The following is a 14534-nucleotide window of genomic DNA, read 5'->3' as shown; positions in this document are numbered from 1 at the left end:
AATATGAAATCACAAAAACTTGGAACGAATTTTGCTAAATCCCATTAAGTTTTAAACAAGGATTATTATGAAAGATTTATTAATTTTACAAGATGTAAAAAATCTAAATTCTAAAAAAGGTAAAGGCTCTAAAAAGTCTGGCGGAGAAGGTTTTGCTGATTTATTATTTAATCAAACCGATGTAAAAGATACTAAAAATTTATTGGTAATGCAAAATGTATTTAAAGCAAAAAATGAAATAAAAAATAAAGATATAAAACAATTTAGTAATATAAATCTAGCTTCAACTTTATTAAATGAAAAAACAAGCAAACAAGAGCCAAATTTATTAGCAAGTCTTTTACAAAATCCAAAAACTCTACAAGATAAAGTATCAAAAATAGTGCAAAATGCAAAAGAAATGAATGAATTTTTACCTAAAAGATTGCAAATAAGTGATGCTGAAATTATGCAAGATATTAAGACTTCTATGGAAGATGTTGAATATGGAAAAGAACTTTTAGATGATTTGAATTTCGTTCAGATTTTAGATTTTTTAGACATATTAAAGCAAGATAAAAAAAATGTAAAATTAAATGATTTTTTTAACTTAAAAAATATTGTTAATAATAAAGCTAGTTTAGAAAGTTTTGCAAATACAAATAGCGTTCATTCATTAGTAGAACTTGCAAAAGAGCATAAATTAGGGCTTAGCAATATAACTTATGAAAAAATTAAAAATAATGAATATAACGAGCAAATTTTTGCTAAACCATATCCTAAATTATATGAGCAAAATTTCTTCTCACACGCATTAAACAAAAATACAAAAATTGAAGAGAATTTAAAAAATACTGAAATTAAAAAACCAAATTTAGAAAGTTTATTATCAGTAAAAAGTGAAAAAATTGTATCTAATAATACAAACGAACCTATTATAAACGCTGAAAAAACTCTAAAAACTGGGGCTTTAAATGAGTTATTAAGCAAAATTGCAAATGATGATAAAAAACAAACTAAAGATATAAAAGAAGAAGCATTTAAAATCGTTTCAAAAGATATAGAAACACAAAGTCCAAAAATCACTCCGAACACAATTAAAAATGATATAAAAGATATACAAATTCAAGCAAATAAAACTCAAATTCAAACCCAAGAAACAAAAGAAAATGAAAATAAAATTCTACCTGAAGTAAATATAGTAGAAGAAAATTTACAAGATAATTTAGATGAAAACTCAAGCCAAACTCAAGATAATAAAGAAAAGCTAAATCTACCACAAAATCTTAAAGTTGATTTTTTAAATCCTAATAAAGAACTTAGTAAAGAACAAACTAAATTAGTAATTGATAATTTTACAAGAGATTTTAAAGAAGAAATAGAAAAATTCAAAGCTCCAAGCCATAAAGTTAGCATTAATTTAAATCCTAAAGAATTAGGAGAAGTTAATGTTACTATGATTGCAAGGGGTAATAACTTACATATAAATCTTAATTCAAACAATGCAAATACTTTAAATCTTTTCATAGCAAATCAGCAAGAATTTAAAAATAGCCTTGTAAATATGGGCTTTACGGGTCTTGCTATGAATTTTGGAGATAAAAAAGAAGGTTCAAATCATCAAGAGCAGCAAAAAGCTCGTAAAAAATATGAAGAAATTGAAGAATTAGAAAGCACAAGCGATATGCCAAGTGGAATTAATGCTGTGCTTTATAGATATTTTTAAAGGGGTAAAAAATGTTGGTTTCAATTTTATTAATAAGTTCAATGATAATTTTAGCAGTAAGCTTTGCTGCTAAAATATATTTTAAAGATAGTTAAAATAATTAAAGCCTTTATTATTTAGGCTTTAATTAAATTCTTAAAATTATTTACAAATAAACATATCTATTTTTTGATTGTTAGTATTATCTATAAATACTGAAGTTCCGTTGTTAAATCCGTGAGTTTTGATATTGATTTTTATACCTTGACAATCTAAATCCTTACCTGAATTATAAATATTTAAAATCTCTTGCTTTAAAGCTCCACTTGAATTATCTAGGCTAGTGTATATAAAACCAACTATAAAAGTAACAACTATTAATGAAATAACAGCCACATAAAGCTTAGAATTAAAATGATTTTTATAATAAATGCAAACACCAATTAATGCAAAAAACAATATTAAAAATATTGCAAATCTAATCATTTTAAGCCCCTTAATTTATAGGTCAAATCACCTGCGTTAAATCCAACCACTACGCCTTTATCTAAAGTAATTTCTCCTAAATTACTAAATAATTTTAAAGAATTATCAACTCTTTTTATATCGTCTATGAAACAAGCATTAGGAAAATGCTTAGCTAAATCAATTTTAATTTCATCTTCATTAGCACTATAAACAGGCAAAATAAATAACTTTGAAAAACCTTCAAAACAAGTTTTAAAACCTTCTAAATTATCAAGCAATCTTGTGTATTTATGCGGTTGCCAAATCGCTATAGTATCATCTAAATTTAGTGCTTTTGCATAAGAAAATATGCCTTTTTTAGTCTCTCTTACTTCGGTTGGATGATGAGCGTAATCATCAATTATTACAAAATCCTTACTAGCATATAAAACATCAAAACGCTTTTTAATACCACAAAAATCTTTTAAATTTTGCTTAATCTCACTTAGGCTTAGTCCAACACACCTAGCAGCAAGTATTGCTAAAGCAGTATCAATAGCTATACATTCGCTATGACCTTGCACGCTAAAGCGACCAAAATCTCTTAAATCAAAAGATATAAAAGGCAAATAATCCTTAACTTCAAATTCTAAGTTTTTAATATCTTCGCTAGGCACTAACCTTTCACAATCTAAATCAATTGTAGCTAAAAACTCATCTTCAGCATTAATTACTCTAATTTTGCTTTGTTTTAAAAAGTCTGTATAAGCTTTATAAAAAGCGTTTAAATCGTGGTTATAATGCTCTAAATGTTCAGGTTCAGCATTAGTTACTATACTTAAAGCAGGATTTAAATTCAAAAACGAACTATCACTCTCATCAGCTTCAAAAACTAATTTTTCACTAGTTTTATACACCATATTTTTACCAGCTCTTTTATCCACTGCACCGATTATAAAAGAGCTTTGCAAAATATTTGCTAGGATACTACTTGTAGTGCTTTTGCCGTGTGCACCTGCAACTGCAAAAAGCATTTTGTTTTCTAAAATAAGTGGCAAGGCTTCTTTTCTTGATAGAACTTTTATGCCTAGTTCTTTTGCTTTTTTTATTTCAGGATTGTTTTCACGAATTACTGCTGAATGCACTACTAAATCAATATCGTTGCTTAAATTTGATGCACTATGACCTATAAAAACCGCAATTCCTTCTGCTCTTAATTCTTTTACTAATTCACTCTCATAAACATCGCTTCCTAAAACACTAATTCCACGCTCATTTAAAAATCTAGCCAACGCACTAAGACCAATGCCACCAATACCGATAAAAAATATTTTTTTCATAAAAATCCTTTAAGAAAATGCTAGAGCAATCAAAATTAACCCTGCTCCTAATAATTGTAAAATTGTAAATACTTCTCCATAAAAACTTCCTAAAATTCCAGCCGAAATTGGCTCAAGTAGTAAAATCAATGCGACTTTACTTGGATGAAGGTGCTTTTGAGCATAATTTTGAGCAAAAAAGCAAAATATTGTAAATATCAATGCTGATACTAAAATAAGTATAAAAATCTTAGAATTTGAAATAGGAATTAGACTTAAATCAGCAAAAATTAAAGCCGATAATAAATACATTATCGTGCTGCCTACAAATTGAAAAAATATAAAGGTATTTAAATCATTTGATTTTAAAAATTTATCATTTAAAGCCACTAAAAGTGCAAAAAACACAGCACAAATTATCGCTAAATATTCGCCTTTTCCAAAATTATCAAAATTCGCATCACTAAATAAAAACATACCAAAACAAGCAAGTAAAGCTAGGAAAAATATCTTAAAACTAAGCTTTGCTTTGCTTATAAAAAAGCATAAAAATGGAGCAATAATTCCTTCTAAACCAGTTAGAAAAGCCACATTAGAGCTTTGAGTAAAGCTTAGTGCTTGGGTTTGAAAAATAAAGGCAAACGCCATACAAAAACCAGTGATTAATCCGTATAAATAAGTATTTTTGTAATGCTTTAAAATATCATTTTTCACCAAGAAAAAAAACACAATAGAAGCTAATAAAAATCTATAAAATAATAATTCATAGCTATTTATATAGTTTAATACCCACTTAGTAGGTAAAAACGATGCTCCCCAGATAACTACAGCAAATATTAATAAAAAAAATGATTTTTCTTGATGGTTCATAAATTAAACTTATTAAGATTTAAAATATCTTTTGAAAAATCAAAATAATATAAATAATCAAGTTTTACTTCATAACCTGCTAGATATTTTAATGCCAAAATACTTGCAAAAGTAGCACTAAACATAACAAATGGAGTTGCTTGGGGTTTTATCCTTTTTATTTCATTTTTGAATGCTATTTTTTTATTTTTTACAATACTAGCACTTATGAAAAACTCTTCAACACTAGCAAAAATCCAAGGAATATTATTAGCTTTAGCGTAATTATCAATTTCAGCTCTAACTGATAAATTATCAGTCGCATCCATAATCAAATCAGCACTAGGTTTAGTAGCAAAAAATTCTGCCGCACTCATTTTATAAGTTTTTATATCACAAAATGAACGCTCTTTTAATTTATTAAAACAATCAACCTTAGCTTTACCTTCATCGTTAAAATTAAACATAATTTGCCTTTGAATATTGCTAAAGCTAACTATATCAAAATCAACTACACTAATACTCTTTATACCACTACTAGCAAGTGCGTATGCTATACTTGAGCCAAGACCGCCTGCACCTATTATTATGATTTCTTTGTTTTCTAAATTCTTTTGCTTATCTTTTAATAATAAAGTTTGTCTTTCATAAAAGTCGCTTGTTGATTTCATTTCTTACTTCCTTAAATTGCCAAAATTTAGCAGCTTCACTAGGTTTGCTAATTTCAGAAATTAATACTTCTTCAGCGTCGCTTAATTCTTGAACTATATCTCCATAAGCATTGCATAAAAAACTATTACCATAAAAATTCCACTCTAATTCATCTACTTCGCTAACACCAATACGATTTATTCTTAAAATATTAGTATTATTTAAAAATGCTCTCATTTTAATAAGTTCGCACCATCTAGAATTTGAATTATAAGTATTTGCCGTAGGAATTATCAATAAATCTAATTCATTTGCCTTTTTAAAAAACTCATCAAAATGTATTTCATAGCCAAATAAAACGCCTATTTTAAAATTATCACATTTAAAAGTATGTAATTTAATAGCTTTTGTTGAATTTATAAAAAAATCCTTTTCATTCCAATGTGAATACGGCATAAAAACTTGCTGATTTATATATTTGATTTTACCTTTATTTGCTACTAAGCAAGTTTTATTAAAACCTTTATTAGTGCTAAGAATTATAGGAGCAACTATACATAAATTATATTTAGCACTATATTCTTTTAAGGCTTCTAGTTTTACCTTGCTTTGCTCTTTTACTAAATCAACTGGCATTTGCTTTAATTCAGTAAAAAAATTATTTAAAACATACTCGCCTAACGCTACTAACCTAACATCTTTTTGCTCGCAAATCCTTAAATAATAATCAAGCCTTGCATTGCTTAAAGCCTGAGTGCTTAGTTGAAGTGCTGCTATTTTCAAAATGGCAATCTTTCTGTATCAATACTTAAAGAATTATTTTGTTTAGTTTGTTCAAATTCTTCAATATCTTTACTAGCCTTATCTAATAATTCTCTAGCTTCGTTTATTAGTTTCATACCATCTTTATACGCATCTACTAAATCAAATAAAGGCGTTTGCTCATCTTCAATTATTTTTAATTTTTCATCTAAAATTTCACAGATTTGTTCGTAAGTTTTTTTCATTGATTTACCTTATAATTTGGTGCTTCTGCAGTGATTGTTACATCATGAACATGGCTTTCTTTAAGCCCTGCACTAGTAATTTCTACAAACTCGGCTTTTTCTTGAAAATCTTTTATATTTATAGCTCCGTTATAACCCATTGAGCTTCTAAGACCACCAAGTAATTGAAACACTACATTTTTAATACTTCCAGTATGTGGAACTCTTCCTTCAATTCCTTCTGGCACTAGCTTTTCTTTTGCTGTTCCTTCTTGAAAATATCTATCAGAACTACCCTTTGCCATAGCCCCTAAGCTACCCATACCGCGATACGATTTATATTGTCTTCCTTGATATGTGATAAATTCTCCTGGACTTTCATCAGTCCCTGCTAAAAGCGAGCCTATCATTACACTACTTGCACCTGCTGCAAGAGCCTTTGCGATATCTCCTGAATACTTTATCCCACCATCAGCAATTATAGGCACATTAAACTCTTTAGCAACTTCAGCACAATCACTAATAGCAGTAATTTGTGGAACTCCAACTCCACTTACTATACGAGTAGTGCAAATACTACCTGGTCCAATACCAACCTTTATAGCATCTGCTCCTGCTAATGCTAAATCCCTAACCGCCTTAGGATTAGCGATATTGCCTACTATTACATCTATATTTAATTCTTTTTTGATTTCTTTTAAAGTATCAATTATGCCTTTACTATGTCCGTGAGCACTATCCATAACCAAGACATCAACACCTGCATTTACTAAAGCTCTAGCCCTATCAAGTTGCCCTACTCCAATAGCAGCACCTACTACTAATCTTCCTAATTTATCCTTATTTGCATTTGGATATTCTTTACGCTTTTTTAAATCCTTTATAGTAATAAGACCACAAAGAGTATTATCATCATCTACTAAAGGTAATTTTTCTATTTTATTTTTACTAAAAATTACTTCAGCTTCATCTAAGGTGCAACCTTTTTTAGCAGTAATTAAAGGCATTTTTGTCATCACCTCATCAACTATTTTTGAAAAAACAGTCTCAAATCTCAAATCACGATTAGTTAAAATTCCTAATAATTTTTTATCATTATCTACAACAGGAACACCTGAAATACTATATTCATTCATAATAGCTAAAGCATCACTTACCTTTGCTTTAGTATTAACATAAACAGGGTCATATATAATACCACTTTCACTTTTTTTAACCCTGATTATTTCTCTTACTTGGCTTTCAATATCCATATTTTTATGAATTATTCCAATTCCACCAAGCCTTGCCATCATTATTGCAGCCCTATGCTCTGTAACCGTATCCATAGCAGCCGAAATTAAAGGCATATTTAAATTAATATTTTTAGTAAGCTTTGTGCTAATATCAACTTCTTTTGGTAAAACTTCTGAATATTGCGGAACCAATAATACATCTTCAAATGTTAGAGCTTTTTTAATAATATTCACTGGATTTTCCTTTCGTAGTTTATTTTATTATAAGGGCTATTGATTAATTAAAGCCCATTTTAATTTCTTTAGAAAAATCGCTATTTAGTTCTTTTTGAATACTTTCTTTAAAATCATCTAATCTAAAAATTCCATCGCCTTGAGCAACTTTTATAGCAGTATTTTTAACAACCATTTTAATCTGTGCTCCACTTAATTCATAACTTTTTAAATCTTCTACTTTAAATCCTGATTCAAATTCCGCATTTTTTGGTAAGTGTAATTTCCAAATCTTCTCACGCTCTATTTCTGTTGGATTTGAGAATTTGATTTTATACTCAAATCTCCTTGAAAATGCTGGGTCTAAACTATCTAAAAAGTTAGTTGTAGCTATTACAATGCCATCAAATTTTTCTAGTTGTTCTAAGAAAATATTTTGCATTTGATTATGCATTAATTCACTTCCGTGACTTGCTACACTTCTAGTGCTTAAAAATTGATCGGCCTCGTTTAATAATAAAATAGGTGGAGTTTTAACGCTTTTGCTAATTATTTTATAATTATCAAAAATAGCACGAACATTTTTCTCACTCTCTCCTACATACTTATCTAATACTTTAGAGCAATCTAGTGTGATAATTTCTCTTTTTAAAGTTTTTGCTAAATAACTAGCACTCATAGTCTTACCCGTGCCTGGAGGTCCATAAAAAATTATATTAGCTCTTAAAATATCATCTTTTACTATGCCCCAATCTTTCAATCTTTTTGCCACACTTTTGGTTGAGCGTTTTTTAAGACTTGTTGCTAAATCGCTAATATCTTTACTAACTATTAAATCTATTTCATTTATTTCTAAATATTCAAAGAAATTTAATTCTTCTACAATAGCTTTAATATTTTCGCCTTTATTTGGGAAAAAATATTTTAAAGCATTATCACTTATAATAAATCTATTATCATTACCAACATATTCAATTAATTCATTGCTAAGCAACTTAGAATCATCACTTAACAATTCATAATTTCTAATCTTTTCTAATTGATAAGGATTAATTATGCTTAATAATTCTTCATAATGAAGTGGTTTTTTAGAGCCTGTTAATTCTTCTTTTAATAAAGCCATTAATATAAGAGTTTCTTCGGCACTCAAATCATAATCTTTCATAATTTCATTAAAAGGATTATGAAATTTTGGGCTATTTTTAAGCCTTGTATTAATCAAATCAAGTCTTAAATCCGATGTTAAAAACTCTAATTTAATCCTAGCATCAATCATATCAAAGCAATCATTTAAATAAACGCTTAAATCAGTATAAGGCTTATGTTTATATTCTTCTAATTCATTATCACTAATTAATCTTGCTCCATCAAATTCATTAGCAAGGTTAAAAAATACATGAGCATATCTTGTAAGTGCTATTGACTGAAATAAAATAAGCCCTGCATTATCTTTATAATTAAACTGCTTTCCGCTTGCTTCTTGAATAAATTTTTTCTCATATAGCTCAACGAAATTTGGTAAATACGAAACCATTTGAGCGGTAGTATTAGCATTAAACGCATCTTCTACAATGCTATGAAACTTTATCCCAAAACGAGATTTTATAGTTTTGTTTAGCATTGTTCTTAATATAATGCACGCTTCTTTAGATAGACCTTGATTTAATAACTTTAAATATAAAAAACTCTCTTCGTAATTATTACTTAAAAACTCTTTAATTTTTTCCAATTTCTAACTCTTTTTTTAATTCTTTTTTCAATACTTTTCCAGCAGCATTTTTTGGTAATTCGCATTTAAACACAATTGTTTTAGGAACTTTATAATTTGCTAAATACTTTTTAAGATACTTTTGAATTTCTTGAGCACTTAGTTTAGCACCTTCTTTTAAACAAACATAAGCAACAACGCTTTCATCTAACTCACTATCCTTAACACCTATAACAGCACAAGAATCAATTTCATCTAATTGCATAATAATATCTTCAATTTCTCTTGGATATATATTAATCCCCTTTGCAATTATTATGTCTTTTTTCCTATCTACTATATAAATAAATCCATCTTCATCAAGTCTTGCAATATCACCTGTTTTAAGCCACTCGCCTTCTATTACTTCATTGGTTAATTCGGGTTTATTGTAATAGCCTTGCATTACACAATCACCCTTTACGATTAACTCCCCTACTTCTCCGATAGGCAATTCTTTTAAATCATCATCTACTACTTTTACTTGATACCCGTGTAATGGCAAACCTACTGAATTAACCTTTTGCTTATCTAGGCGATTTACCGCAACTACTGGAGAACATTCGCTTAATCCATAGCCTTCTAAAACTGCGGTTCTTTTAAATTTTTCCTTATAGGCTTTAAGAGTTCCTTCACTTAAGGCACTAGAGCCTGATACTATAATTCTAATTTTATGAAACCACATAAAATACCAAGGTAACTTTGCTTTTAATAAAGCATTTAGTATCACAGGAACTGAAAATAATATCGTAACTCTTTTTAATAGAATTTGTTTTATAACATTTGAAAAAGGTAAAACAGAACGCTCAATTACAAGCGAGCAACCCGAAAGTAAAGGTAATAAACAAACTGCTGTTAAAGTAAAACTATGAAACATAGGCAAATACGCTATGGCTCTATCTGATGATTTTATTTTAAAATCGTGTTGAGCTGATTTGATATTTGATAAAATATTTTTATAGCTTAATAAAACTCCTTTAGGAAGACCTGTTGTTCCTGAAGTGTATATTATATGAACGCTATCATCAATACTAGCTTCACACTTAAAATTATAAACAGGTGCATAATCTAAATAACTCGCTAAATATCCATCTTTTAAATTATCATCAAAAGAATGGTATATTAAAATATCTTTAAATTCATTAGCTAATTCAGCAGCTTCTTTAATATCTTTTGAAACTATTAATAATTTTGCATCGCAGTCTTTAATAATATACTCATATTCTTCACATTTTAGCATAGTATTAATAGGAACTGCGACTGCTTTTAAAGATGCTATTGCAAAATATAAAATCATAAATTCTTTGCAATTACTCATAATAAAAGCTACATTGTCACCACTTTTAACGCCTTGATTTTGCAAAAAAGCTATCATTTTATCTACATGAGTTTTTAACTCTTTAAAGCTTATTTTTCCATTTGCATCAAAAATAGCAACTCTACTTAAATTAGAATAATGTTCTAAGTATTCATAATAATTTTGCATTTACATCCTTTAATTAAAACTCATAATTGATACCAACATTTACAATCTGATTTGATTGATTTGAAAACTTACCTTTAGTCTGTATCAAAATATTATCAGTAACATTATTTACTTTAACATCAGCATAGTGTTGATATGCTCCCGCTCCTGTTACTTTTAAGTTTTTGTTTAATCTATATTCAAGTCCTAAAGAATACATATACATTCTACTATCTTTTGCTAAAAAGCTTATTTTCTCGCGTCTTACTGGACTATCTTCTGTAGAAAAACCTAGCATAAGCGATAATTCTTTATCATAGTTATATCTATAACCAAAGCTAAGTAATGTTGTATCTCTCCAACCTTGTTCTAAACTACTTTGTAAAAATGATGATAAAAAATACTCTTCAATAGCTTGCTTATCTTTAGGGTCTAAAGTAGCACCTATACTCATAGCAACTTTTTGAAAACCTTCAATAGTATTACAATCATTACCAGATGCTGCACACTTTTGCATAAATTGCATTGTTGCGAGCTTTAATGATTGTGGAATTTCTGGTGAATTTATTTTTAAATCCAATGTTTTTGCTTTACTCCAAAATGTTCTTCCCATATTAAACATAAACTCGTGTTTACCATATTCATAGGCAATACCAAAATTAGCATTAGCAGGATATAAGAAATTAGCACTCACATAACCATTATAACCAACTTTACTATCTTGAGTAGGTAAAGTTCCAACTATAGAACCATTGGTAGGGTCTATTTTATATACTTCACTCATAAGACCAGCCAATCCAATACTCATAGCTGCTAACTCTTGAATAGACATTTGCATAGAATTAAATTGTTCTTGATTTTTTGGAGATAAATTATTTGCAAAATCAAACATTCCAAACTTTGACATTTTAAAATCAATATTACCTTCAAACTTATTTTTATAAGAAGAATTGTAAAGTAATGAAAATCTTAATTTATCATCAAAATATTTAGGAACATAAGTTAAAGATAATTTGTATCCAAATTTATAACCATTATCTACCCTAGCATCTCCTTCATATACCCAAGAATAAGGATGTGCATTACCTTTTTCATCAACCCAAACTCTATTTACACTACTAATATCTGCTGGAATATATCTAGGATTTTTTGCATTATCTTTTAAAATATTAAATTTGATTCTAGTATGATTTAATGTTAAACTTGCACCCAAACTTAATTCATCAATAGGCTTATAAGCATAGGAAATAGCTGCAGTTCCACCACGAATATCCATATTATTAGCAAGTGCTTTTGCATAATCACTATTCCATCCATAAACAGCAGCAAAATCAGTATAACCTGCAAATCCAACAAAATGTTGCTCGTTAATAGGATAAACAAATGCAAGTGTTGGTATAAAGAACGAAAACTCTTTTCCGTGTGCATCAGTGGCGTTATAATATGGTTCGCCATCTAAACCATTTACCAATTCATTTGTAAATCTTGAGCCAGCAGCATTGTAAAAATTTGAACTAAAATGCAATTGTGGATTTTGTCCTAAAAATCCCATATTTGCTGGATTTATAAAAGCCGCATCGGCACTAAAACTCTTTGCTAAATTTGAGCTAGATAAAGCTACTCCATCAGCACTCAATGGAACTAGCTTATAATTTGATGCTAGTAAGCTACCACTAACAACAAATGATAAGAAAACCTTATTCATTGACTCAATTTGTCCTTAATTTTTAAATAAAGTTTCGATTATATATTTTTAAAATTAATTTTTCTTTACAAAGGATAATTTTTACCTTATTAAGCTAATTATACAAATAAATGTAGATTAAAAAATATTTTGAGTAAAAATAAAGATTAAAAAGTGATGTTAAATTACTATTCAACACCACTTAACATAGGAACAAAAGTGCAAGAATCAAGAATGATTTCTTCTATTCTATCTTTATGCTTAATATACTTAGTAATATATTGTTTATTTTCATTTCCAACAGGAGCTACTAAAATTCCACCAACTTCAAGTTGAGTAAATAATACATCAGGAACTTTATTTGTATATGCAGATAGTAAAATTCTCTCATAAGGTGCATAATTTTTAAGCCCATTATTTCCATCGGCGTGGCGAACATATACATTTGCCTTGATTGTATCAAGATTTTTTATTGCTTTATTTGATAATTCCTTTATTCTCTCAAGAGAAAAAACTCTTCTAATAAGATTACTCAAAAGTGCGGCTTGATACCCACTACCACAACCAATCTCAAGCACACTATCAGCACCAACAGGCTCTAGTGCTGCTGTCATCTTTGCAACGGTAATTGGTGAGCTAATCCATTGATTTGAGCTAAGCGGCATTGCGTGAAGCTCATAAGCAAAATTACTCATAGGCATAAAAATTTCTCTTGGTGTATTAGCAAATGCTTGTTTAATCTCATTGCTAATATTAACTTCATTTGCAATATTTTCAGCAAGTCTAGCACATTTTTGCTGTTCGTAAATATCCTTAAAAATCATCAAAACTCAAGCTTCCTTTACTATAATTTGTAACTTTACTTTCAAAAAAGTTACTCTTTTGGTCGTTAAATTTAGAAAAATCATCAACCCATTTAATAGGATGTTTTGCATTATATTTTTTATCAAGTCCGATTGAGCTAAGTCTTAAATCTACTAAATAATGAATATATTCAGTAATTATATCGTCAGTAAAGCCCATAATTTGATTTTGAGTAATGTATTTACCCCATTCAATTTCAAGTTCTGCAGCTCTTTCAAACATTTCATAAATTTTAGCAATTGTTTTTTCATTAAATAAATCAGGTCTTTCTTTTCTAACTGAATTAATCATATTTTGAAACAACAATAAGTGAGTGATTTCATCTCTTTGAATAAATCTAACCATTTGAGCAGAACCTAGCATTTTACCTGCACGAGCTAGTGCATAAATTGCAGTAAAGCCACTATAAAAATAAATTCCTTCTAGAATTTGATTCGCAACCATTGCATATAGTAACTTTTCATCAGTTACATCTCCTGCAAGTTCTTCATATAAACTTGAAATAAAATCATTTTTCTTTCTTAAAGTAGCGTCGTGCTTTTCCATTTCATATATTAAATCAGTATCATCACAAATAGCTTCAACCATTACCGCATAACTTTTTGAATGATTTGCTTCTTCGTAAGCTTGTCTTGCTAATACTGCATTAATCTCTGGAGCTGTTATATAAGGGTTGATATTATCAGCAAGGTTATTGGTTTGAAAACTATCCATAGAAATTAGTTGGCTCCATACTAAATCATACATTCTTTTTTCACTTGAAGTTAAATTACATTTATAATCAAGTGCATCTTTTGTAGTATCAACTTCTCTAGGAAACCAAGTATTAGCTTCCATTAAATCCCATAATTTTAAAGCCCACTCATATTTTGCTTTTGTAAAATTTAATATACCTTGTGGATTTCCACCAAATACTCTTCTTGATGTTAAATCTTCATTACTTTGTGGATTATAAATTCTTTTTCTATCCATCATTTGTTCTCCTTAAGGACTAAAGTGTTTGAAAATAAATCGTGTATATATTGCCTATCTTTTCTAAAAAATGGAAATAAAATACCAAATAATAAAGAAAATGTAAGCACAAACAATACCAATCTAATAAAAACTTGAAATAAACTTGCTTTTTTACCATTTTTATTTCTTAAATGCAAACCTAAATATTTATACCCTAAACTCTGACCTTTAAAAAATAAAAGTAAAAATAAAACTAAAAGATAAGTAATGGTTGCAAATAATATAAAAGATTGATTTTGTCTATACTCACTAGCACTACCTACTAAGATATAGGTAGTGAAGTATTGTATTGGCATCATTATCATAAACATATCAACAATGCCAGCTTTTAATTTATCATAAAGGCTAGCTAAACTTACCTTAGCCTTTGCCATTT

The 14534-nt window shown here is 28.5% G+C and carries 14 protein-coding genes; 1 reads left to right on the top strand and 13 read right to left on the bottom strand.

The genetic code is table 11. The annotated features are described in order from the left end of the window. The first annotated feature begins 67 nt into the window (after positions 1-67). On the top strand, positions 68-1705 hold the full coding sequence (gene fliK / locus AVBRAN12640_RS00770; protein WP_336608377.1) for a flagellar hook-length control protein FliK: 1638 nt from the start codon (positions 68-70) through the stop codon (positions 1703-1705). Between the two features lie 141 nt (positions 1706-1846). On the opposite strand, the gene AVBRAN12640_RS00765 is transcribed toward fliK, so the two are convergent. From AVBRAN12640_RS00765 to AVBRAN12640_RS00705, 13 genes are all read right to left on the bottom strand, one after another. After that, positions 1847-2170, bottom strand: coding sequence for a hypothetical protein (locus AVBRAN12640_RS00765; RefSeq protein ID WP_214116831.1), 324 nt, complete (start codon positions 2168-2170; stop codon positions 1847-1849). Then, positions 2167-3471, bottom strand: coding sequence for a UDP-N-acetylmuramate--L-alanine ligase (murC, locus tag AVBRAN12640_RS00760; protein WP_214116833.1), 1305 nt, complete (start codon positions 3469-3471; stop codon positions 2167-2169). The genes AVBRAN12640_RS00765 and murC overlap by 4 nt, the downstream gene beginning before the upstream one ends. Positions 3472-3480: 9 nt before the next feature. Next, positions 3481-4320: a DMT family transporter gene (locus AVBRAN12640_RS00755; protein ID WP_214149863.1), complete on the bottom strand. Its 840-nt coding sequence runs from the start codon at positions 4318-4320 to the stop codon at positions 3481-3483. Further along, entirely contained in the window at positions 4317-4970 is a 654-nt protein-coding gene (locus AVBRAN12640_RS00750; RefSeq protein WP_214116838.1) for a HesA/MoeB/ThiF family protein, read from the bottom strand. Before AVBRAN12640_RS00750 ends, AVBRAN12640_RS00755 begins: the two co-directional genes overlap by 4 nt. Next, positions 4945-5733 (bottom strand): carbon-nitrogen hydrolase family protein, encoded by a 789-nt coding sequence (locus AVBRAN12640_RS00745; RefSeq protein ID WP_250325112.1) that lies wholly within the window; start codon positions 5731-5733, stop codon positions 4945-4947. The genes AVBRAN12640_RS00750 and AVBRAN12640_RS00745 overlap by 26 nt, the downstream gene beginning before the upstream one ends. Beyond that, positions 5730-5957, bottom strand: a complete 228-nt coding sequence (locus tag AVBRAN12640_RS00740; protein ID WP_214116840.1) for an exodeoxyribonuclease VII small subunit — start codon at positions 5955-5957, stop codon at positions 5730-5732. The genes AVBRAN12640_RS00745 and AVBRAN12640_RS00740 overlap by 4 nt, the downstream gene beginning before the upstream one ends. Continuing rightward, positions 5954-7405 (bottom strand): IMP dehydrogenase, encoded by a 1452-nt coding sequence (gene guaB, locus AVBRAN12640_RS00735; protein WP_336608376.1) that lies wholly within the window; start codon positions 7403-7405, stop codon positions 5954-5956. The genes AVBRAN12640_RS00740 and guaB overlap by 4 nt, the downstream gene beginning before the upstream one ends. A 43-nt stretch (positions 7406-7448) precedes the next feature. Further along, complete coding sequence (locus AVBRAN12640_RS00730) at positions 7449-9113, bottom strand: AAA family ATPase (RefSeq protein ID WP_214116843.1); 1665 nt, start codon at positions 9111-9113, stop codon at positions 7449-7451. After that, a complete protein-coding gene (locus AVBRAN12640_RS00725) occupies positions 9100-10617 on the bottom strand; it encodes a long-chain-fatty-acid--CoA ligase (protein WP_214119789.1) in 1518 nt (505 codons plus the stop codon). The genes AVBRAN12640_RS00730 and AVBRAN12640_RS00725 overlap by 14 nt, the downstream gene beginning before the upstream one ends. Before the next feature lie 13 nt (positions 10618-10630). Continuing rightward, complete coding sequence (locus AVBRAN12640_RS00720) at positions 10631-12301, bottom strand: OmpP1/FadL family transporter (protein WP_336608375.1); 1671 nt, start codon at positions 12299-12301, stop codon at positions 10631-10633. A gap of 167 nt (positions 12302-12468) precedes the next feature. Then, positions 12469-13104 carry a protein-L-isoaspartate(D-aspartate) O-methyltransferase gene (locus tag AVBRAN12640_RS00715; protein WP_214116849.1) on the bottom strand — a complete coding sequence of 212 codons (636 nt, stop codon included), beginning with the start codon at positions 13102-13104 and terminating at the stop codon, positions 12469-12471. Next, positions 13094-14116 (bottom strand): ribonucleotide-diphosphate reductase subunit beta, encoded by a 1023-nt coding sequence (locus AVBRAN12640_RS00710; protein WP_214117055.1) that lies wholly within the window; start codon positions 14114-14116, stop codon positions 13094-13096. The genes AVBRAN12640_RS00715 and AVBRAN12640_RS00710 overlap by 11 nt, the downstream gene beginning before the upstream one ends. Beyond that, positions 14116-14532, bottom strand: coding sequence for an RDD family protein (locus AVBRAN12640_RS00705; RefSeq protein ID WP_336607872.1), 417 nt, complete (start codon positions 14530-14532; stop codon positions 14116-14118). The genes AVBRAN12640_RS00710 and AVBRAN12640_RS00705 overlap by 1 nt, the downstream gene beginning before the upstream one ends. Between the last annotated feature and the right edge of the window lie 2 nt (positions 14533-14534).

It is taken from the genome of Campylobacter sp. RM12640 (assembly GCF_020137595.1).
GTDB lineage: Bacteria > Campylobacterota > Campylobacteria > Campylobacterales > Campylobacteraceae > Campylobacter_E.
The sequence above is the reverse complement of the archived record's forward strand: the minus strand, read 5'-3'. Positions and strand labels throughout refer to the sequence as shown.